Origin of the sequence: Bacillus sp. FSL K6-1005 (genome assembly GCF_038000225.1) — a bacterium.
GTDB classification, from domain to species: Bacteria; Bacillota; Bacilli; order Bacillales; family Bacillaceae; genus Bacillus; species Bacillus mojavensis.
Genome location: NZ_JBBOBP010000001.1, coordinates 3255542 through 3276907 on the forward strand (window position 1 = coordinate 3255542; position 21366 = coordinate 3276907).

The 21366-nt window shown below is 44.1% G+C and carries 21 protein-coding genes and 2 pseudogenes; 6 read left to right on the forward strand and 17 right to left on the reverse strand.

What is annotated here, in order from left to right; genetic code table 11:
• Window positions 1–175 precede the first annotated feature (175 nt).
• Together NST16_RS16735 and gamR are read right to left on the reverse strand one after the other, a co-directional pair.
• On the reverse strand, window positions 176–451 hold the full coding sequence (locus tag NST16_RS16735; RefSeq protein ID WP_286059115.1) for a DUF1648 domain-containing protein: 276 nt from the start codon (window positions 449–451) through the stop codon (window positions 176–178).
• A 60-nt stretch (window positions 452–511) separates the two neighbouring features.
• Entirely contained in the window at window positions 512–1219 is a 708-nt protein-coding gene (gamR, locus tag NST16_RS16740) for a transcriptional regulator GamR (RefSeq protein ID WP_010332873.1), read from the reverse strand.
• Window positions 1220–1436: 217 nt separating this feature from the next.
• Between gamR and nagB the strand changes: the two genes are divergently transcribed.
• The 3 genes from nagB (at window position 1437) to gltP (ending at window position 5487) form a co-directional block, all read left to right on the forward strand.
• The gene (nagB, locus tag NST16_RS16745) at window positions 1437–2195 is read left to right on the forward strand and encodes a glucosamine-6-phosphate deaminase (RefSeq protein ID WP_340887655.1); all 759 of its coding nucleotides are present in this window, start codon (window positions 1437–1439) and stop codon (window positions 2193–2195) included.
• Between the two features lie 12 nt (window positions 2196–2207).
• On the forward strand, window positions 2208–4103 hold the full coding sequence (gene ptsG, locus NST16_RS16750) for a glucose-specific PTS transporter subunit IIBC (RefSeq protein ID WP_340887656.1): 1896 nt from the start codon (window positions 2208–2210) through the stop codon (window positions 4101–4103).
• A gap of 139 nt (window positions 4104–4242) precedes the next feature.
• A complete protein-coding gene (gltP, locus tag NST16_RS16755; RefSeq protein ID WP_340887659.1) occupies window positions 4243–5487 on the forward strand; it encodes a glutamate-aspartate/proton symporter GltP in 1245 nt (414 codons plus the stop codon).
• A gap of 38 nt (window positions 5488–5525) precedes the next feature.
• Here gltP and trhO read toward each other — a convergent pair whose 3' ends face one another.
• The 12 genes and pseudogenes from trhO to NST16_RS16815 all read right to left on the reverse strand — a co-directional run bounded on the left by trhO (window position 5526) and on the right by NST16_RS16815 (window position 15584).
• Entirely contained in the window at window positions 5526–6494 is a 969-nt protein-coding gene (trhO, locus tag NST16_RS16760) for an oxygen-dependent tRNA uridine(34) hydroxylase TrhO (protein WP_010332869.1), read from the reverse strand.
• Between the two features lie 266 nt (window positions 6495–6760).
• A pseudogene (locus NST16_RS16765) lies at window positions 6761–6865 on the reverse strand (AraC family transcriptional regulator); the annotation flags it as partial.
• 114 nt (window positions 6866–6979) lie between these two features.
• On the reverse strand, window positions 6980–8320 hold the full coding sequence (locus NST16_RS16770; protein WP_340887662.1) for an erythromycin esterase family protein: 1341 nt from the start codon (window positions 8318–8320) through the stop codon (window positions 6980–6982).
• Window positions 8321–8422: 102 nt separating this feature from the next.
• Window positions 8423–8698, reverse strand: coding sequence for a hypothetical protein (locus NST16_RS16775; protein ID WP_268444155.1), 276 nt, complete (start codon window positions 8696–8698; stop codon window positions 8423–8425).
• A gap of 57 nt (window positions 8699–8755) precedes the next feature.
• Window positions 8756–9547 carry a phosphatidylserine decarboxylase gene (locus tag NST16_RS16780; protein ID WP_340887666.1) on the reverse strand — a complete coding sequence of 264 codons (792 nt, stop codon included), beginning with the start codon at window positions 9545–9547 and terminating at the stop codon, window positions 8756–8758.
• Entirely contained in the window at window positions 9540–10028 is a 489-nt protein-coding gene (locus NST16_RS16785; protein ID WP_340887667.1) for a DedA family protein, read from the reverse strand. Before NST16_RS16785 ends, NST16_RS16780 begins: the two co-directional genes overlap by 8 nt.
• A complete protein-coding gene (gene pssA, locus NST16_RS16790) occupies window positions 10019–10558 on the reverse strand; it encodes a CDP-diacylglycerol--serine O-phosphatidyltransferase (protein WP_010332863.1) in 540 nt (179 codons plus the stop codon). Before pssA ends, NST16_RS16785 begins: the two co-directional genes overlap by 10 nt.
• 187 nt (window positions 10559–10745) lie before the next feature.
• Complete coding sequence (locus tag NST16_RS16795; protein WP_340887668.1) at window positions 10746–11642, reverse strand: alpha/beta fold hydrolase; 897 nt, start codon at window positions 11640–11642, stop codon at window positions 10746–10748.
• Window positions 11643–11815: 173 nt separating this feature from the next.
• A complete protein-coding gene (locus NST16_RS16800; protein WP_326196227.1) occupies window positions 11816–12220 on the reverse strand; it encodes a DUF2606 family protein in 405 nt (134 codons plus the stop codon).
• Window positions 12183–13121: a trypsin-like serine peptidase gene (locus NST16_RS16805; RefSeq protein WP_268448861.1), complete on the reverse strand. Its 939-nt coding sequence runs from the start codon at window positions 13119–13121 to the stop codon at window positions 12183–12185. The genes NST16_RS16800 and NST16_RS16805 overlap by 38 nt, the downstream gene beginning before the upstream one ends.
• Window positions 13122–13271: 150 nt before the next feature.
• Window positions 13272–14426, reverse strand: a complete 1155-nt coding sequence (gene purT, locus NST16_RS16810) for a phosphoribosylglycinamide formyltransferase 2 (RefSeq protein ID WP_340887669.1) — start codon at window positions 14424–14426, stop codon at window positions 13272–13274.
• A 99-nt stretch (window positions 14427–14525) separates the two neighbouring features.
• Window positions 14526–15584 (reverse strand): iron-containing alcohol dehydrogenase family protein, encoded by a 1059-nt coding sequence (locus tag NST16_RS16815; RefSeq protein ID WP_340887672.1) that lies wholly within the window; start codon window positions 15582–15584, stop codon window positions 14526–14528.
• A gap of 201 nt (window positions 15585–15785) precedes the next feature.
• On the opposite strand from NST16_RS16815, the pseudogene NST16_RS16820 reads away from it, so the two are divergent.
• The 3 genes and pseudogenes from NST16_RS16820 to NST16_RS16830 form a co-directional block, all read left to right on the forward strand.
• A pseudogene (locus NST16_RS16820) lies at window positions 15786–15982 on the forward strand (EamA family transporter); the annotation flags it as partial.
• 58 nt (window positions 15983–16040) lie between these two features.
• A complete protein-coding gene (locus NST16_RS16825; RefSeq protein ID WP_340887675.1) occupies window positions 16041–18218 on the forward strand; it encodes a glycoside hydrolase domain-containing protein in 2178 nt (725 codons plus the stop codon).
• Window positions 18219–18278: 60 nt separating this feature from the next.
• Entirely contained in the window at window positions 18279–18707 is a 429-nt protein-coding gene (locus NST16_RS16830) for a hypothetical protein (RefSeq protein WP_268506184.1), read from the forward strand.
• 26 nt (window positions 18708–18733) lie between these two features.
• Here NST16_RS16830 and NST16_RS16835 read toward each other — a convergent pair whose 3' ends face one another.
• The 3 genes from NST16_RS16835 to NST16_RS16845 all read right to left on the reverse strand — a co-directional run bounded on the left by NST16_RS16835 (window position 18734) and on the right by NST16_RS16845 (window position 21242).
• Entirely contained in the window at window positions 18734–19987 is a 1254-nt protein-coding gene (locus NST16_RS16835; protein WP_340888412.1) for an MFS transporter, read from the reverse strand.
• Complete coding sequence (locus NST16_RS16840) at window positions 19984–20901, reverse strand: bifunctional helix-turn-helix transcriptional regulator/GNAT family N-acetyltransferase (protein ID WP_340887680.1); 918 nt, start codon at window positions 20899–20901, stop codon at window positions 19984–19986. Before NST16_RS16840 ends, NST16_RS16835 begins: the two co-directional genes overlap by 4 nt.
• A gap of 92 nt (window positions 20902–20993) precedes the next feature.
• A complete protein-coding gene (locus NST16_RS16845; RefSeq protein ID WP_268444146.1) occupies window positions 20994–21242 on the reverse strand; it encodes a YbeF family protein in 249 nt (82 codons plus the stop codon).
• Between the last annotated feature and the right edge of the window lie 124 nt (window positions 21243–21366).

Below are 21366 nucleotides of genomic sequence, written 5' to 3' on the forward strand. Positions count from 1 at the left end.
TCGGTAATGCCTTTCTTTTTTTACAGGCGGTTTTCCGTTCTTATTTGATATAAGAGGGCTCAATTATAAATGTCAGAATATTCTCTATCGTCTTCAGCTATTATACACTACATTTCGTGTAAGATGAAGGTGAAGTTAAAGAAAAAACAGCCAGAGATTTTTCCGGCTGTTTTCGTTAAACTGCTAAAAACAAAATGACAGCATGACAAATCAGCAGAATATAAACCGCGATCCCTAACTGCCAGTTGACCTTCCGTGCCAATGCAAAAGCAATCATCAAGGCCGGCAAGATCGCTGTTCCAGCCAGCTTATTGACCGTCGAATCCGGGCTGTTCGTTGCATCATAATGAATCGGCATATCTGCCGGAAGAAATGGATAAAAGACCATAGAGAGTATGACAGCTGCAATGACAGACCCCCACACCACTTTTTCATTCATCAATAGAAACATAGAACCATTCCTCCTCATCACATTCCTAAAACAATAAAACGTTCTTTATCTCCCATTGCTTTACGATTGATATGACTGTTCTACGGTGAATTTCGTTCGGTCTCCTCTTGTAATAATTTGAGCATATTCTACTACTTCTTCATTTTTATCATAGGTGAGGGATTCCGATAAAAACGCAGGCGCTCCAACATTGGTTAACAGGTGTCCGCTGATCGTTTCATCCGTTAAAATCGGTTCTATCGATTCCGTACCCCTGCTGATTTCAATATTGTATTTTGTTCTTAATAATTCAAACAGAGATCCGGTGCACTCTTCCTGCACCAATCCCGGTGCCGCTTTCCAAGGTATATATGAGGTATGGTATTGCAAAGGTTCACCCTCGGCGTATCTGACTCTGACAAGCTTGTTGACAGGCTCATTCTCTTTCATTTTCAGCAGCTCGGCTATGGAATGGTCAGCAGGGATCACCACAAGTTCAAGCACTTTTGACTCAGAACGCAGCCCCCTCATTTGTTCTGCAAAACTCGTAATCTTATGCGGAATCGGCGTTTGGATTTTAGCTGCCGATACAAAAGTTCCTTTTCCCTGGATTCTCTGAATATATCCTTCAAGCTCAAGTTGCTGCAAAGCCAGCCTTACAGTTGTTCTGCTGACATCATATTGTTCGCAAAACTCACTCTCTGTCGGCAGCTGATCATTCGCCTGATACTTGCCCGACTTGATTAATTCAATGATTTTAAATTTGATAACAGAATATAAAGCTGCCATTTCATCCTCCCCATTCTGTATGTAAACCGATCTTTTTGAATGAAACCATAATACCATCTGCTTTCCTATTTTGAAAGATTTGTATTCTCTTTTGTAACAAATTTTCAGAAAATAACGTTGACAATTTTATGATAACGGTGCTAAATTCGTAATGACAAATATCATAAATTGATCATAACAAATATGATGCTTGTCTATTCCATTGAGGGGGTGTCAGATGAAGATCATCGTTGCTGATCATTATGAAGATCTCTGTAAGTTAAGCGCTGTCATTATTAAGGAATGTGTGCAGGCTAAGAAAGATGCCGTTCTCGGCCTAGCAACAGGAAGCACGCCGGTCGGCTTGTACAAGCAACTGATTTCAGACTATCAGGCAGGCGAAATTGATTTTTCAAAGGTTATAACATTTAATTTAGATGAATACGCGGGCCTCTCTCCATCTCATCCACAAAGTTATAACAAATTTATGCACGAGCATCTTTTTCAGCATATCAATGTTCAGCCTGACCATATTCATATCCCGCAAGGAGACAACCCGCAGCTTGAGGCTGAGTGCAAAGTGTATGAGGAGCTTATTCGCCAGGCGGGAGGCATTGATGTGCAAATCCTTGGCATCGGCTCGAATGGCCATATTGGTTTTAATGAACCCGGCTCTGATTTTGAGGAGCGGACACGAATCGTCCGGCTGTCTGAAAGCACGATACAGGCAAATGCCAGATTTTTCGGCGGCGATCCTGTCCTTGTGCCGAGACTTGCCGTTTCAATGGGCATCAAAACGATCATGGAATTCAGCAAACACATTGTGTTATTAGCAAATGGCGAGGAAAAAGCGGACGCGATCAAAAAAATGGCTGAAGGCCCTGTGACACCGGAGGTACCAGCCTCGATTCTTCAACAACACAATCACGTTACCGTTATCGCCGATCCAAAAGCAGCTCAAAAACTGAAGAACTTATCATACTTATCAAACAAATAGAAGGAGACTGTTATGTTTAAAAAGGCATTTCAAATTCTGCAACAGCTTGGCCGCGCCTTGATGACTCCGGTTGCCGTCCTCCCGGCAGCCGGTCTGCTGCTCCGTTTCGGTGACAAGGATTTACTGAACATTCCTATTATAAAGGATGCGGGCGGCGTTGTATTCGATAACCTGCCGCTGATTTTCGCCGTGGGTGTTGCGATTGGTTTAGCGGGCGGCGAAGGAGTGGCCGGACTAGCCGCTGTCATCGGATACTTGATTTTAACCGTCACCCTGGATAACATGGGAAAATTACTCGGCCTTCAGCCTCCTTATGAAGGGGCCGAGCATCTGATTGATATGGGTGTATTCGGCGGCATTATCATCGGGCTGCTTGCCGCATATTTGTACAAGCGTTTTTCATCAATAGAGCTGCACCCCGTCCTTGGATTTTTCTCTGGAAAACGGTTTGTCCCGATTATTACTTCAGTCAGCTCATTGGTCATCGGCGTTATTTTCTCATTTGTTTGGCCGCTAATTCAGAACGGAATAAACGCCGCCAGCAGCTTAATTGCCGATTCAACGGTCGGCCTGTTCTTTTATGCAACAATCTATCGCTTACTGATTCCTTTTGGACTGCATCATATTTTTTATACACCTTTCTATTTTATGATGGGGGAATACACAGATCCATCAACAGGCAATACCGTAACCGGCGATCTGACAAGGTTCTTCGCGGGAGACCCGACTGCGGGACGTTTTATGATGGGGGATTTCCCTTACATGATTTTCTGTCTGCCGGCAATCGCGCTTGCCATCATCCATACCGCGCGGCCCGAAAAAAAGAAAATGATTTCCGGCGTCATGATTTCAGCAGCGCTTACGTCTATGCTCACTGGAATTACCGAGCCAGTTGAATTTGCTTTCTTGTTCGTCGCGCCTGTGCTTTATTTAATAAACTCTATTCTTGCCGGTGTCATCTTTGTCGTGTGTGATCTACTCCATGTCCGTCACGGCTACACCTTCTCGGGCGGAGGAATTGACTATGTGCTGAATTACGGGCTTTCGACAAATGGCTGGGTCGTCATTCCTGTCGGGATCGTCTTCGCCTTCATTTATTACTATTTGTTCCGTTATGCGATTTTGAAATGGAATCTGAAAACACCCGGCCGTGAAGCAGATGAAGGTGACCAAAGTGAAACCAAATCTCCTGTTTCAAAAGACCAGCTCGCCTTCCACGTATTGCAGGCGCTGGGCGGCCAGCAAAATATCGCTAACCTCGACGCATGTATTACAAGGCTGCGTGTCACCGTTCATCAGCCAAGCCAAGTGAACAAGGACGAACTAAAACAGCTTGGGGCGGTAGGTGTGCTAGAAGTGAACAACAACTTCCAAGCGATTTTCGGCACAAAGTCAGATGCTTTAAAAGACGATATCAAAACAATTATGGCTGGAGGCGTCCCGGCTACCGCCGCGACGCTTGATGCTGAAGCCCCGCCCCAGCAGGAGCCTCCTGCCGAAGAGTCTTTTATCTATCCGGTACAGGGAGAAATACTCTCCCTATCCGACGTGCCTGATCCAGTGTTTTCAGAAAAAATGATGGGTGAGGGTTTTGCGATTGATCCCACAGAAGGAAAAGTCGTTGCCCCCGCTGACGGCGAGATTGTATCCATATTTCCGACAAAGCACGCCATTGGCTTTACAAGCGCTGGCGGCACGGAAATATTGATTCATGTCGGCATTGATACGGTGAAGCTGAACGGTAAAGGCTTTGAAGCTCATGTCACGAGCGGCCAAACCGTCAAACAAGGCGAACTGCTTCTAACCTTTGATCTGAATGACATTAAGCAGCATGCCGCTTCCGCCATAACGCCTATTATTTTCACCAATGTATCTGAGGAAGAGATGAACCGTATGAACATGAAGTAAAAAAGCCCCCCGCATCAGGGGGACTTTTTAGCCAACATAATGAAAGCGCTATTAAAATAAATTTTTAAAAAAGGGGTTTGCATTTGATTCACGAATGGTATGAATAAGCCTCATCATATCATTCTAAAGGGGGATTCATTTGAAAAAATTTATCGCGTATCAAATTTTAATCGCATTGGCTATCGGCGCTGTGATCGGCCACTTTTTTCCTGATTTCGGAATGGCGCTCAGGCCTGTCGGTGACGGGTTTATCCGCCTGATTAAAATGATTGTCGTGCCGATTGTATTTTCTACCATTGTCATTGGAGCTGCTGGAAGCGGAAGTATGAAAAAGATGGGCAGCCTCGGCGTAAAGACCATAATCTGGTTTGAAGTGATCACCACTTTGGTGCTGGGCCTGGGACTTTTATTGGCAAATGTCTTAAAACCAGGTGTCGGGCTGGATCTTTCTCACTTAGCGAAAAAAGATATTCATGAGCTTTCCGGCTATACAGAGAAAGTCGTGGATATCAAACAAATGATCCTCGATATTATCCCGACAAACATTATTGATGTCATGGCCAGAAATGATTTACTCGCTGTCATTTTCTTTGCGATTTTATTCGGTGTTGCCGCTGCTGGTATCGGCAAAGCCTCTGAACCAGTGATGAATTTTTTTGAATCAGTCGCTCAGATTATGTTTAAACTGACGCAAATCGTCATGGTGACCGCTCCTATCGGCGTGCTTGCCTTAATGGCCGCCTCTGTAGGCCAATATGGCATCGAACTCCTCCTCCCCATGTTTAAATTAGTCGGTACTGTTTTTCTTGGTCTGTTTCTGATCCTCTTTGTCCTCTTTCCGCTTGTTGGTCTCATTTTTCACTTTAAGTATTTTGAAGTGCTGAAAATGATATGGGATCTGTTTCTGATTGCGTTTTCCACAACCAGCACCGAAACCATTCTTCCTCAGCTTATGGATCGAATGGAGAAATACGGCTGTCCGAAACGGGTGGTATCATTTGTCGTTCCCTCCGGCTTATCGCTGAATTGTGACGGATCAAGCCTATACTTATCGGTTTCCTGTATTTTCTTGGCACAGGCCTTCAATGTAGACATGACGCTGTCACAGCAGCTTCTCATGATGCTTGTGCTTGTCATGACCAGCAAAGGCATCGCCGCTGTTCCGTCGGGCTCCCTTGTCGTTCTTTTGGCGACTGCAAACGCTGTGGGGCTGCCTGCTGAAGGCGTCGCGATTATTGCAGGCGTGGACCGCATCATGGATATGGCCCGAACAGGTGTGAATGTGCCGGGACACGCGGTCGCCTGCATCGTGGTTTCTAAATGGGAAAAGGCCTTCCGTCAAAAAGAATGGGCCGCCGCAAACGGACAAACAGAAAGCATGTAAAAAAAGAACACCTCTGCATAAGAGGTGTTCTTTCCATATTATTCAGCAGCAGCGTGCTCTTCTTTTTCAATCGCTGCAAGTCTGGCGCTAACTTCTTCCGCCGTCATATTGTGTTCTTGTGCATATAAGTTTCTTGGGTTCGTGCGGCATTCGTGGCTGCAGCTGCGCATATATTTGTACTCATTTTCCGGTGTACATATGATTTTCTTATTGCATGATGGATTTGCACAGTTGACATACCGTTCACACGGTTCACCCGTAAAGTAGTCTTTTCCGACAATGACATGCTCGACACGGTTGACCGGCACGCTGATTCTTTCATCGAATACGTAGCATTGGCCGTCCCAAAGCTTTCCTTGCACCTCAGGATCTTTTCCGTATGTGACGATTCCGCCGTCAAGCTGTGATACATCTTCAAAGCCTTGCTTCATCAGCCAGCCTGAGAATTTTTCACAGCGCACGCCTCCCGTACAGTATGTCAAAATCTTTTTGCCTTCCAGCATCTCTTTATTTTCTTCGATCCACTCTGGCAATTCACGGAACGCCTCGATATCAGGACGGACAGCTCCTCTAAAATGGCCGAGATCATACTCATAATCATTACGCGCATCGAGGACGACTGTATCAGGATCCTGCATCTTTTCAAAGAATTCTTTAGGCTTCAAATGCTTTCCTGTTGTTTCATTCGGGTCCACATCATCCTCAAGGCGAAGCGTCACAAGCTCTTTTTTATGACGGACGAACATTTTCTTGAACGCATGATTTTCTTCTTCATCAATCTTGAACACCATATCCGCAAATCGTGGATCAGCTTTCATCGCTTGCATATATTGTTCAGTCTGCTCAAACGTACCTGATACCGTACCGTTAATCCCTTCAGCTGACACAAGAATACGGCCTAACAAACCAAGCTCCTTACAAAAAGCCAGATGCTGCTCTCTAAACACCTCCGGCTCTTCAATCGGAACATATTTATAGTAAAGTAATACTCTGTATTGTTTTTCCATGATATAAACACCCTGTTCAATGATATAGTTAGTTGTTATGCACACTCTTACTATATCATACAGGAAAACATCTCAAAGATGAACACATCCGCCCAGACTGATAAAAATATCCAAACTCTTACAAACCCAGGCAGCGAGTGGGTTCGCGGAAAAACTATAGTATTTTCCATTCATTTACTAATAAATACACCATGTATTTTTCAGATAACTACACTTATAATTCTTCCTCAAACGATAAATTAACAGGCTCATCTAAAAGCTCTTCGTTTAGAAAAGCCTGAAACGTTTACAATATCCTTGCCAGATATCGGCTCATGCAAATGTGATTCAAGCCAATCAATGGTTTGCTGAACAGCTTTTTCATAATACATGGGACAATTTAATCTCCTTTCTGTTTCAGAATAAAAGATCCCGCCTTACATGTTTTGATTATGTTTGCGGTATGTAAAAATCCCCTGTGTGTTTACACAGGGGATTTACTTTCCTCACTTTATAATAACAGAAGGCGTTATATGCTCCAGCCAAATCACACCGTCATATTGTTCCTTCAATATCATTTGCTCCTCCATGAAACCCCAATACAGCGCTGTACGCGGCGTATACATCCATGAAGTTCCTTTGCTTTTTTTGGTATGAAGAAAATCAACAAAGACCGATGGATGGTTCGCAGCTTTCAGCAAGTCTTCGAGACTTCCAGCCGGCGGCGGACTTGTTACCGGATTAACGGTCTTATTATCGGAGCTATCCAGACTGGCTCCAGAGTACGCATAGATTCCAATGGTATAGGTCTGTTTTTTCAGCCGCTCAGGCAAATAATCACCCATGTTAGGTCCGTTTAGCTGTACCCAGTCCTTTATCATTTTGGTATTCTGTTTGCGAAGATGGTAATTGTGACCCCAGACAATGATCTTCTCTTTTGGATAAAGCGTTTCCGCAACCCACTGAAATTGTTCAGCCATCATGCGGTCTCTCATAAAGAATGAAAAATCCTCCACATTCTCCGGATAATCCATTAGCTTTTCTTTCATTTCTTCCAGCATGTATGTTTCCATTACGTCAATTCTCAGCTGAAGGGAATGCACAAAGATCTCATAAGCTTTCGGCTCTTTCGGAAGGTGCGCTTTTAGCGTTGAAGCATGTGTTTCAGCGAACTTGATCAGCTCCCGGTAGTTTTTCACAAGCGCTTCCTTCTTTTGCGTAAATTCTTCCAGCGTTTTGCTGTTTGACACTAAGCTGAAAAAATCATGTTCTGATTGGGAAAGCAGCTCGGCTTTTTCAGGGTCCACCGCCTTTACCCATTGATTCGCAGCACTGTCGAATGAATTTTTGAGGCTTTGAATATCAAATCCAGTGAGAATAAGCGGATCGCCTTTCTCTTTTTGCTCTTTCATATAATCAAACAGTTCAATCACATCTTCTGTGTGCCATACGGGGTAAATGGAATTTTTCATTATGCTCTTCGGGGTTAATTGATCCATGTGAAGGTAGGATGCATTTGCTTCGGGAAAGCCAGACTCAAAGGCCAGTACATCATATCCCAGTTCTTCGTGGAGGTATTTGATCATGCGGACCTTTGTTGCGTTCATCTCACCTGAGCCATGTGTGGTTTCTCCTAACTGAACGATTCGTTTTCCTTTCAGCACTTTCTTCAGAAATCGCAGATCTTTGTTTGAAGCATCGGAAGAATCCAGTGGATGGGCATTCCGTTCAATCCAGCGATCCCAATGTTTTTCTTCAGAAGCAGCACGGGCGGGCACCGCAAAAGAAGAGAACGCCAGACAGACGATCAGCAGCGGCAAGGTTATTTTTATTAACTTACGTTTCAAATCTATCTCCCCTTTTCTGTTAGGTTCTCTAGTAGTTACGAGATAGATATAGAAAAAGTTTCCTTTTCGGTTATAAAAAAAAGCTTCTACTGATAGAAGCCGTTAAGAGCCTTTCATCGCCTGATGAAAATAAAATCGGTATGTATTTCTCAAAAACGTTTCAATTGGAAGCTGCACATCCGATTGGTATTTGCTGATGATGAATGGAAACCGCTCCAATCCTTTGTGGCGCAAATCGTTCACTTGCTCTGCATCACTTGCCGCCTCTTGCAGAACTATTTCAACAATCGGCCAGCACGCTTCCTGCACCTTGTGAAGAGCCGCTCCATCTCCGGTTTGCTGATAATGTGTGATCCAGCTGACGATTTGTTTTTCCATCACTCTCACCTTTCTTCAAAAAAAGAGGCGCCGCTTTCATTTGCGAGCTCCTCTTCTTTACTCTCCATAACCTATCAATTGCCCGACTTGGACTTCTTGGCCTTGTGTTAAATCAGCGGAAGGCTGGAACGCGTCTTTTTCAAAGATCAAAATGACGGTTGAACCAAATGAAAAGTACCCCAGCTCCTCGCCGATCTTCAATTGATCACTTGTGCTGGTCTGCACGATTGAGTTAATATTCATCGCGCCGACAGGAATCATCAGCACGTTTCGATTGCCGCTATTCAACCCATAAACAACTCGGTAATTTTTCGACAGTACATCTTTTCCGTATTTTAACCCAAACTGATTCACCGGGTATGAACGGTTTCCGAGTTCTGCCAGCTTTTGATATGTGCAGCTGATCGGCGAATGAAAGCGGTGGTAATGCCGCGGGCTTAAATACAGCACAACGAAATATCCACCGTTGTATTGATGATCAGCGCTTTTACAGCCGGTCAATTCAGCGAATGAATAGTCTTTTCCCTTTACCGTAAAGGTTTGATTATGATTGATTGTCCCTATCGTCTGAACGACACCGTCAACGGGGCTGACCACAGCATGCGCCTCATTTGAAACAGGGCGCCGCTCCAAATTAATATTCCGAATAAACAATTCTGAAAGCGAACCGTAATCAGCGGCCGTTCCGTCTACATCATTCCAGTTAATCTGAAAGTGTTTAGAGAAGAGCGGAATGACAGGCTTACTGATTTTCGATTCACAAAATCCTTTGATCAGGCAGGATGATAATCGATGGTTCGTCAGTTCTATCAATGATCGGTACAGAATCTTTACAGCCGTATTAAACATGAATAATCCCTATCACCCTTCCGATTGTAATAAAAACAAAGCACCACAAAAAGGCGCCGATCGCTGCATATGCAATATACGTTTTCAGCTCCATTTTGCCGATTCCCGAAAAGTAACACGTCACATGCCGGACGCCTGGAATAAAATAACCTAATATAAGAGAATACGGTCCGTATTTTTTCATCCATTTTTCTACTTTCAGCATTCTTTTTTCCTTCAAACCGACCCATTTGCCATACTTATCGATAAACGGACGCCCGGCCTTTCTGCCGATTATGTAGCTGATCACCATGCCTAACAGGGCTCCAACAAAGCTGATAAAAATGGCAAGCTCATAATTCAGCACATCAATATGCGTAAAATAACCGACGATTGTCATCATGACTTCGTCGGGTATCGGCAATCCTATAATCCCAAGAACAAGCATCAAAAAAATAGCGAGATAACCATAATCCGCTATCAGCTGCTGCACTAATTCCATCTTTCGGACTCCAGATTTTCTGCTTCTGCTGCGTGTTTTTTAAAATGAGGAAATTTCACTTTGCTCACCATGAGATAAGACAGTCCGCATGTGCCGAGCGCCAGCAGAATCGGGTTATTCACAAAGCATAAAATGACGAGACACATTGCCGCAAATGGAATCGGCATTCCGATAAACGTCGGAAGCTTGCTTTGTTCAACATTAAATTTAGAGAGCCGAAGCATTCCGCAAATACTGTAAGCCAGCGCGCATAGTATCCCGATAAAGGGCAGAGCATATAAAGCGACACTGTAGGCGAGCATGGATGGCGCCACACCAAATGTAACCAGATCCGCAAATGAATCCAGTTCTTTCCCCATATCAGATACAGCATTCAGCTTACGAGCAGCCATTCCATCGAAGAAATCGAGAAACATGCCGGTAAAAATGAAAATCACTGCTGAATGGATGTTGTGAAATATTAAAGAATGAACCGCCAAAAGCCCGCAAATAAAGTTTCCTATCGTAATCATACTGGGTATATAATTCACAGTGTAACCAAACCTCCAATTGAAAAAAACCTTATATCAACACGACGTTGTATATCGAATCAGCGTTACAGGAAAAATCTCTCTATTAAACATGATAACATAGACTGCCAGAAAAAAAGCAGCACTCAAATTCTATTATTATACAACATTTGTTACCTTTTGAACAATGAATGCCAGTCTTTTCAATTTATGTACTCATTTCATTTTCGCCTAAAAATGACATTACACGTTTATTGACATAGTCCGGCTGCTCCAGAGGTAACAGGTGTCCCGCGTTCTTGACCATTTCCGTCTGAATCCCCGCGACTAATACAGAAGCTCTTTCTAAAGCCATTTGCTGATGGTACATCACTTCATGCTCGCCGAACATCAGCAGTATCGGAACCGTGATTGACTTTAACTCCGCGTCTGTGAACACGTAGGGAAAGCCATTTTCTTTTGGTGTCAGGCTTCTTTTCTCATCCTGCCACTTGACTCCAGCCTTGATCTGCTTTTGCAGCTTGGGATGAAGCTGATAGCGGCCGGCCGTCAGCCACTTGATGTAAGCATCAGCCCCGTTCGGCTCACTAAGGCCTGCGGCATATTTATAGACATCCGGATGAAATGATATAAACGCTTCAGCAGGACTGATGACCACTGCCCTCTCCACTCTTTCAGGCATATCAAGCAGAAAATTTACTATATGAAGCCCGCCAAGGGAAAATCCGGCCAGATGTGCGGTCTGAAGTCCAAGGGAATCAAAAACGTCTTTCAGCCAATGAACGCAATCAGCTCTCGTATCCAGAGAGGCTGATGGTATACTTTTATTTTTGTCTCCTATTATATCGACTGCATATGTACGATATTGACCGCTCCACTCGGCGATATTCGGATACCACATGACAGAGCTGAAGAGCCCTCCGTGAAGCAGTACAAGCGAAGGTGCGTCCTTTGGCCCACTTGCCATGATATGTGTTTTTCCGAAACGAGTAGAAACATAGTAAGCTTCCGAATCAATCGGCCACAAAGAAAGGCTTTCATCATAAGCCTGGTAAAAGCATGTACCGCCTTCAGCCGCGGCAAGCTGCATTGAATCCTGTTTCATCTTTTTCTTTTTCCTCCGACTTTCATTTATAAATAGAGAAAGGAGTCTGCCCTTTCTTGTAAGAAAAAATACCCATTCTTATTATCTCATATAACAATTTTCCAGTATATAGTTTGATCGTATACGAAGATTAATAAAAAAAGACGCTCTTCCTAAACTTGAAGGAAAACCGTCTACTCTTTAAAGATTAATGGAATAACCTTATCTTTTTTGTCCTTTGTTAATGACACTTGATGCGTCACAGACGTTTCATTCTTCGTCAAAGCGATGGAATAGTCACCCTTTTTGCCGGTATCCCATGTGATGTCTCCGTTTTTGTCTGTTAAACCGAGAATCTCACCGATCTCTGTATTCGGCTCCTGATCTGATGCCGGCGCTTTGACAATTGTCACTTGAACGCCTTCCATCGGTAACCCGGCATCGTCTTCCACATGAAGGGTCACAGGGATCGTTGTTTCTTTCGAAGCAGAATCTGAATGCGCCTGAGAGCTGCATCCGCATAAAAATAAAATAGAAATGAAAACGGCCAGTTTGCCGTATTTATTGATTTGCCCAATATTGAATATTATTGAATACATCATTCGTCACCCTTGTTCCCAAGTTATATGACGATCCTCCGTTGGTATGAATTGCAATGGCCGTCTGCCCCGTATCACTATAATTGCGGTAAACAGGCGAGCCGCTTTGGCAGCCGTACGTATCAGTTGTATAGGTCAGCTTATACGTTTCCGCAGAGCGAATCGGCTTTGTATCAGACCACATGGTGCCGAAAGTCTTGTCACACGGATATCCTGTAACTGATGTAGAGAGGCCGACGGGGCTGCTGCTGTTTGTTGTTCTATACCCATACCAGCCAACCGTGTTGCCAGGAGAACCATTTAGTTTTATTGCACCGTAATCATAATTGGTATCTTTGCTTTCCGTCCATCCTTTAACGGAGTAAAACATCGTGCCGGAATAAGTGCCGTATGGATACGATGAACCATTGCGGCCCGGCGCAGCAGTTATCGAAGAAGCCCACCCGTGATCCTGGCTGTACACACAATGTCCGGCCGTTACCACAGTATTCGGGTTTACTAAAAAGCCTGTGCACCCATAAGTGCTTGAGGTATTGGGATATTTGATAGATAGCTGAACCGTTGCTCTGTAAGGAAATGACGTAGTGCCTGAGATTCTGACGCGTTCATCAGATCCGATGACACTTGAAGGCTTTAAGGATTTAATGTTTTTTTCTGATTCTATGAGACCCTGTAATGTTTTGCTTGTTTTTCCGGTTCCTTCATAAGGATCAGAAACCAATTCCGCTTTCGATGTCTGGTTATTGCTGACTTCAGCTTCTTTTCCAGTATTGGAGACAGAGGTTTGCGGGTTCTCTGCCGCTTTTGCCGGCGTTCCGAAAGATACTGCCGCTGCCGTTCCCAAACACAAAATCGTAAAACCTGCAATGCATTTTTTTCTGAATCTTGAGACTACTCTCATTTTAGTCATCCCCCTCCTTTTATGTCAACCAGCCTTTCGTTGGAAGACTTTTACATTATAATCAGGAATCCGATTCTTATGATAAAATTTTTGGATGTGATGATAAAAAAAGCGGGCCATGTATTAAGACAAGGCCCGCCCATTTCATTTCTATTGAATCGATAGTTGATCCAGCGCTTTCTTCGCGTTTTCTCGCGCTTTTTCAACGGTGTCAGCCGCAGAAAGCGCAACCGCCATACGGCGTCCGATCTTCGTTATCGGCTTTCCAAACACGCGCACTTGTGTCTTTGGCACTGCCAGCGCGTTTTCCAAACCTTCAACAGTGTAGTCCGCTGACTCTTCCGGTGCTTTGAGGGGCCGGCTGGCGCCTGGAGAAAGCTGTGTGATTTCTGTAATCGGAAAGCCGAGAATCGCCCGTACATGCAGCGCGAATTCCGACAAATTTTGCGTCACCAGCGTCACAAGACCTGTATCATGCGGTCGAGGAGACACCTCACTGAAATACACCTTGTCTTTCGCAAGGAAAAGCTCAACGCCAAACAGACCGTACCCGCCAAGCTCATCCGTAACGGCTTTCGCAATATGCTTCGCCTCTTCAATTTGCTGCTCTGTCATATGATGCGGCTGCCATGATTCGATATAGTCTCCATCCTTTTGCACATGGCCAATCGGCGCACAAAATACCGTACCGTTCACTGCACGCACAGTTAAGAGTGTAATTTCTGATTCAAACGGGATAAACTCCTCGACGATCACGCGTCCGTTCTTCACGCGTCCGCCTTCCATCGCCGTCTCCCAGCAGCTCTCCAAATCCGCTTCAGAGCGGCATACGCTTTGGCCTTTTCCCGAAGAACTCATCAGCGGTTTGACGACACAAGGGAAGCCGATATGAGCTGCAGCCTGTACAAATTCTTCATATGTATCCGCAAATTCATAGCCTGCCGTCGCAAGCCCGAGCGTTTCTGCCGCAAGCCGCCTGATGCCTTCCCGATCCATCGTCAGCTTTGCTGCACGCGCATTTGGGATCACGTGAAATCCTTCCTCTTCAAGCTTCAGCAATTCATCCGTCGCGATCGCCTCAACCTCAGGCACAATCAAATCAGGTTTTTCTTTCTCAATAATGTGTCTGATCTGCTCACGATCCAGCATGTCAATGACATAGCTTTTATGCGCCACCTGCATCGCCGGAGCATGCTCGTAGCTGTCTACCGCCACCGTCTCTACCCCAAGACGCTGGGCTTCAATCACAACCTCTTTCCCCAGTTCACCTGAGCCTAACAATAAAACCTTCTTTGATTGATACATCTTTGCCCCTCCTATCTGTTCAAAAACCATTATAACTGAAATATTCAAAAAATAAATTTCGCAATAAAAAAGCTAAAATAAGAAAACCCTTATTTTAGCTTATGATTCCAATACATTGATTGCCGCCACAACATCCGCTTCACAATAAGAACCCATTAAACATAACGATTCTTCCGGCTTGCACGCGTGAGCCGCAACAACTTTCTTCGCATGCTCTTGATTCTTATAGATGCCTAAATCACTCAGTTTCACCGGGAAGCCAAGCTGCTGATAAAACGGAATCAGTTCTTCAATTTCCTCATTTCTCTTCTCAAGCGCAAGCTGAATCAGTATACCGTACGCCACCTTTTGTCCGTGCAGTACATGATGGGTTTCCGGTATAAAACTCAGACCGTTGTGAACCGCATGGGCACCCGCCATCCTGCCGAAGCGTCCGGCATAACCGCCTACAGTCCCCGCCAAAGTAATAATGGTTTCTGCTACAGCTGTGAAAGAAGCCGAGGCTTCCCCTTTCTCAAGGCTTTCAACAGTCTTAAGGCTTTCTTGCAGCAAAAGATCACGAATATAGACAGACTGCCTAAGCCCCGCTTGGACCATTAATGAAACAGGCTCCTTCGTATTTCTGATAATCGCTTCCGCTTCATACCACTTCGCAAGCGTGTCGCCAATTCCGCTTTTAACATACTCAATCGGAGAAGAAAGCAGCAATAACGGATCAACAAGTGTCAAATAGCTGGAACGTTTATGATAACCGACTCGGATAAAGTTGCCTTCTTGATCATAGATCACACTCAGCGGCGTGCTTGCCGCGCAAGTTCCCGGGATTGTCGGAACAGTTATAACTTCAATATCCAAACGATCTGCGACAGCTTTTGCGGTGTCTAACACTGTTCCGCCGCCAATCCCAATAATGAGATCAGCAGATGCCGCTTGTTCCGCAATCTCCCTTATTGCTTCAGGCGAGCTGTACCCTTTATGCTGAATCACTCTCCACTCCGACGGAATCGCAGCATACGTTTGAAATGCCTCATACGACTTAATGCCCGTTACAACAACAGGATGCTTCCATTCCTTCACAAATACCGGCAGCTCTTTTACAATTCCTTGTTTGCATATGTATTGATTCGGACCGCTTCGGACAATATCTTCTGGCTGCATTTCCATCTCTCCTCCATTTTTTCATCAATCATCTCACTCTCCTTCAAATGGTGTCAATCCGCTTTCCCCGCAAACCAGCCGCCTATGGCATAAGCGTCGAAAAATGGAGCAACATCGGTAAATCCTGCCTTATAGAAGTTCCTCTTCCTGTGATGCGGGAAGAGTAATGACGCCTATGGAACCCGCAAATGTCTCCGACCTGCTCTCTCTTTGAGCGCTTATATTTACATGATGCCAATATCACAATCATCTCTTCTATCTTGATTTTGTAGAAAAAAATGACATGGATTGCTCTTCTGGGAGGGGCGCTTACACTGTTAGGACTCTATTTTTCAGAGCTAAAAGAGCGAAATGGAAAGATGAACGGGTTTAAAAGATGCCGTATCGGCTTTTTTTAAACTCGTCCTACGTTTGCCACCTATAGATGAACGCGATCAAAAGAATGGAGGAATCGAAATGGATGAAATGGTTTTAATCACACAGCAGTGGCTGAACGAGACGTACAGGGGCAAACATGGGTATAACCCAGTAGAAGAAAGCGGGAAAACTGGGTGGGATACGATCTACGGTCTGACTCGGGCGCTTCAAATTGAACTAGGTATCTCAGAGCCAGCTAATAACTTCGGGCCAACAACGCAGCGCTTATTTAAGCCTCTTAAACGCCAAGCTCCAGATTCAAAACCAAGCAACATGAATTTTATTTTACAGGGGGCTTTATGGTGCAAAGGCTTCAATCCCGGCGGTTTTACAGGCGTCTTTTACGAAAAAACAGAAAATGCGGTGAAGGAGTTTCAGAAAGCTGCAGGACTGACAACTCAGGACGGAATTGTCACCGCCTTGATTATGAAAGCCTTATTGGACATGAGCGCTTTTAAGCTAGTGTCTGGGGGCGATTCAAGGATCCGTCAGATTCAACAAAACTTAAACCGGGACTACAATGACTATATCGGTTTAATGCCTTGTGACGGACTGTATGCCCGCGATACCAACAAGGCCCTTATTTATGCTTTGCAAAAAGAAGAAGGTATGAGCACAAGTGTCGCCAATGGATTTTTCGGAAACGGCACAACAAGCTTATGCCCTACTTTAACTCCCGGTGATTCAAGAACAGGCTTTGTTTTAATTGTTCAGTACGCCCTTTATTGCAACGGAAAATCATTCGACCCTGGTGAGTTTGACGGCAAATACGGCGTCGGTGTTGTTTCAGCCGTTAAAGCATTTCAAGAGTTCATGTGCCTGCCGCAAACAGGTTATGCAGATATGCCGACCATTAAAGCTTTATTATCAAGCTCAGGAGACACAACACGCGCCGCTTCAGCTTGTGATACCGCTACTATTATAACTGCAGAAAAAGCTCAAACACTGCGGAATAACGGTTATAAAACAGTTGGCAGATATTTGACCGGAAATGTGCGGACAAGCAATGGCCTCACATCAAAAGCCCTGACGTCTGAAGAACTTGCGGTTATTTTTGATGCCGGATTAAAGGTCTTTCCGATTTATCAAGACGGCGGCTATGAATCTTCTTACTTTGTAAAAGACCAAGGAACAAGAGATGCTTACAGTGCGGCATCAGCAGCTCGCAGACTAGGCTTCCCATCCGGAACGACCATTTATTTTGCTGTCGATTTTGATGCCTACGATTATGAAGTAACAGATAAAATTATTCCTTATTTCCAGGAAATCAAGTCAGCTTTTGCGAAAATGCAGACATTTTCTACTGCGCCTAAATACGAAATAGGCGTATACGGACCAAGAAATATTTGTATCCGAACCCAAGAAGCAGGACTCACAAAGTATAGTTTTGTGGCAAATATGTCAACTGGCTTCAGCGGCAATCTCGGCTATCCGATGCCAAATAACTGGGCCTTTGATCAATTTTATGAAGGAACAATCGGAAGCGGTTCTGGAAGCATCGGGATTGATAAAGACGGCTTTTCAGGAAAAGACTCTGGAGTAAGCCATGTAAATCCACCTTCTGATCCGGTATATGATGCAAGACTGCGTACACTGACAGACATTTTATCTACCATTCCAGCTTTAGAAAATCTATCAGGTCTCGCAAACGCGATGTTTGAATTTGACACGACAGAAACCATTTTCACATCACCAGAGTTGGATATTATTCTATCCACATCACTTCTGGCAACCATACCAAGTGAAGGCTCACCAAACACAATTACCATTACAAATGGTAAACCAGGTGCCTATATCACGGGTTTATTGGGCGATACCCAAACGTCTCTCACTGCGTCACAAATTGATTCTTATCAAAACCTTTTAAACAGTCTCAGCTTGTCAGTACGTAATGGATTTTTAGAAATTTATGTGAACCCGACAGCTCAATCATTAAATATTCAATTTAAAATCTATACGCCTGATATTCCAGTAGGTGACAGTGCTACAACTGGACTTACGACTACGATTACGTTTAAAATAAAACAGAAGCACTTTAGATTACCAGATTCGGAAGAAGAAGTATACACACCAAATTGGGATACTATTGTAAACAACATGCTGCTGGTAGGTACAGGTATTATTGTAGTTGTAGGTATTGGTGCTTTAGTACTCTTAGCACCTGAGGCAGGAGCAGCGGCAGTACTGTTCGGTTCGTTATTAGCAGCTTTTAGATAGTTTTATAATCCATGAATACTCTATGAGTATTCATGGATTTATTTTCAAGGAGGATTCTACATGAAATTTGATATGCAAATTTATAGGAAAACAGTCAAAAAAATTGAAACTGAATTGTTTCCTGTCAGAAATAATGATAATGAATTATTGACATATCTTATGAAACAAGATTCATTGACATTAAACCAAATGAAAATGTGCTTAACTGAACCTGAACTCACCTTCAAGCATTCTATTAAAATCGTATTTTGCGTCACATTAATAACTCTATATATATTTTTTTTCAGCACTCATTATAATGACTTAATAGCCATGTCTATACAAATGTTGTTTGTGCTAATCGGCTTGTTATGGATTGTTGCATCTTTTCCAAATGCTAAAAGAATTCAAATCTCCCAAAACTTCAAACAAAAATCCGAAAACACCCGCATTGTCGGTATGATCGACTTCGTATTAGAACAAAAATACAAAAAAAGCATCTCTGAATAATCCTCTCCAGAGATGCTTTTTCTCACTTACACCTTCTCCGTCACAGCCGCATTGTCACGATTCATCGCCGCAGGCTCCCTCAGCATCACGTTCATCACGCTCGCAAGCACAAGCATTCCAATCGATACATAAAAAGCCAGCGTATACTCACCTGTTACGGTATAAATGACGCCGGGCACATATGCTCCGAGGGCAGAGCCGATTTGATGGGCAAGTGACAGCCAGCCGATCATGAGGCCGATCGAGTAATTTTGAAAGTACTGGGTGGCAAGCATTTGCGTCGGCGCTACCGTTGCAAAGTCCACTAATCCAAACAGAACCGCAAAGCCTAAAAGCAGGTAGGGTTCGTGGCTGTAAATCAGAATTACAATCGACAGCGCGCGCACCGCATATAAAAAACACAGGATTTTCCGGCTGCTCCACCGATCCGCTATGATTCCGGACAGTAAGATACCAGCGATATTAAAACCGGCCAGCAGACTGACAGCGGCGCTCGTAACAGTCGTAGAAAAACCGTGATCATGAGAAAAGGGAATCAAATGGGTATCCATCAGCCCGACGGTCGTAAAGCCGCAGATTAAAAACGGAAGGATCAACAGCCAAAACTGCCTCATACGAAACATCGCAGTTACTGAGCCTGCTTTGGTTTTTGATCCTGTTTCTACCTCCTCCTCAGCAGCTCCGCCGATCGGCTCTTCATTTTTCTCTGAAGGATGATTTCGCAGCAATAAAAGGGCTGCCGGAAGGACAATGACCATTAACAGCAACCCCAATGCCACAACCGTCAGCTTCCAGCTAAACCAATGGATCAGCATAAGCGAGCCGGGAACCAGCAGCATTTGACCCGCTCCAAAGCCCGCTTCCATGATTCCAAAGGCAAGGCCGCGCTTTTTGCTGAACCAATTCACCACCAGCACACTTGTTGCTACATTCGACGCTCCGCCAACTCCGAGTGACACCCCCAACCCGTAAAGCAGAAAGAGCTGCCACGGTGAAGTGATAAAACATGTCGAGAAAATGCTGATCCCGGTCAGTAACGTGCTCCATGATAAAACCGCCCGCGCGCCCCATCTGTCCACAAGCCGCCCGATCACAGGCTGGGATATCCCGTAAACGACAAAGCTCAGCGTTGAAATCAGCGAGATGGTGCCCCTATCCAGCGAAAACTCCCGCTCCCAAGGCTCGACAAACGCACCAAACGACAGGCGCACACCTTGTACGGCCAGTAAAATCAAAAAGGTGATAAAAACAATGATCCAAGCATAGTGGAGTCTTTTCATGACAGCTCTAAATCCCACCGCTCTTCTGTCAGATGCTGTCCCCATAATGACGTTTCTTCTTTCACTTCACTCAGTCTGAATCCAAATTTCTCGTAAAGCGGACGGGCTTCAGCCATACTGCTCACTGTCCAAAGATAAATCCGTTCAAACTTCATCTCTCTGCTATATGTAACGAGATGCTCAAGCAGTTGTGTGCCCAGCCCTCTGCCCCGAAAAGCGGCATCAACCAAGAACCATCTCAGCTGCACCGTCTTTTTATCTTGTTTGACCAATCCGACACAGCCTGCAAATTTTCCGCCGCTTTCCGCGATCCATATCTTTTCAATTTCCGCGTCAAATGTCTCATGGAGATAAGCTAAAAATGTATTATCCCAGCCATGAGCTTCTGCATAAAATTGCCTTTGCTTTTCGATGAGAAGGTGAATGTCATCCGATAGATAATAATCTCTGATTGAAATACCCGATGTCTTGGATGAGAGCGACTGAGACAATATGGCTTCAATCTCCTTCATAGCTGTCGCAAGCTTGTGCTGCTTTTCGTCATCGATTTCCTTCAACATCAGCTCAACCTGTTCATTTGCTTTCTTCTCAAGCTTTTTATAAATGGTTTCCCCCGTTTCCGTCACATATATATAATGGTGGCGGGCATCAGCTTTGCTCTTCTCTTTATAAATCAAATCTTCTTTTTCAAACTGTTTTAGCATTCTGCTGACATATCCCCGGTCAAGCCCCAGCTTATCCTGAAGATCTTTCGCCGTACAATTCGGCGTATTGTAAATCTCAAATAGAATCCGTGTCTCCGTTAAGGAAAACGGGCTGTCATAAATGTGTTCGTTAAGGAAGCCAAGAACATTCGTGTAAAATCGATTGAACTTTCTGAATTTTAATCCCACAGCTGATTCATTGATTTTCAAACTCATCCCCACTTTCTTATATCGTTGATTAAAGCAATTATAGTCACATATAGTTGCTATAGTCAACGATATATCAAAAAGCGGGCGAAATTTCATTTTCCAGATGCCTTCCTCTTCCTCACCACCATCAATGTAATATACGATAAAATCAGCGAAAACAAACTATAGACAACGACCCATCCCAAAAATGATTGATTGAAAATCGTAAACGTAAGCACGAGAGAAATGATCAGACTAATCAACGGCATCATATACACGTTTTTACAAACATAAGTCCCGGCGACCGATAACACAATAATCGCTAACGGTAAAATGCCGAATGCGATATCTAATTCATCCACCTGGCAACAGCCTCCTCCCAGATTTTTATGCTACTTGTAAAAAAACATAACCCCAATGACTAAAAGGATAATATTTACTTTTTTCACTCCATTTAAAATTACCCGTTTACATTCACTCCAGACT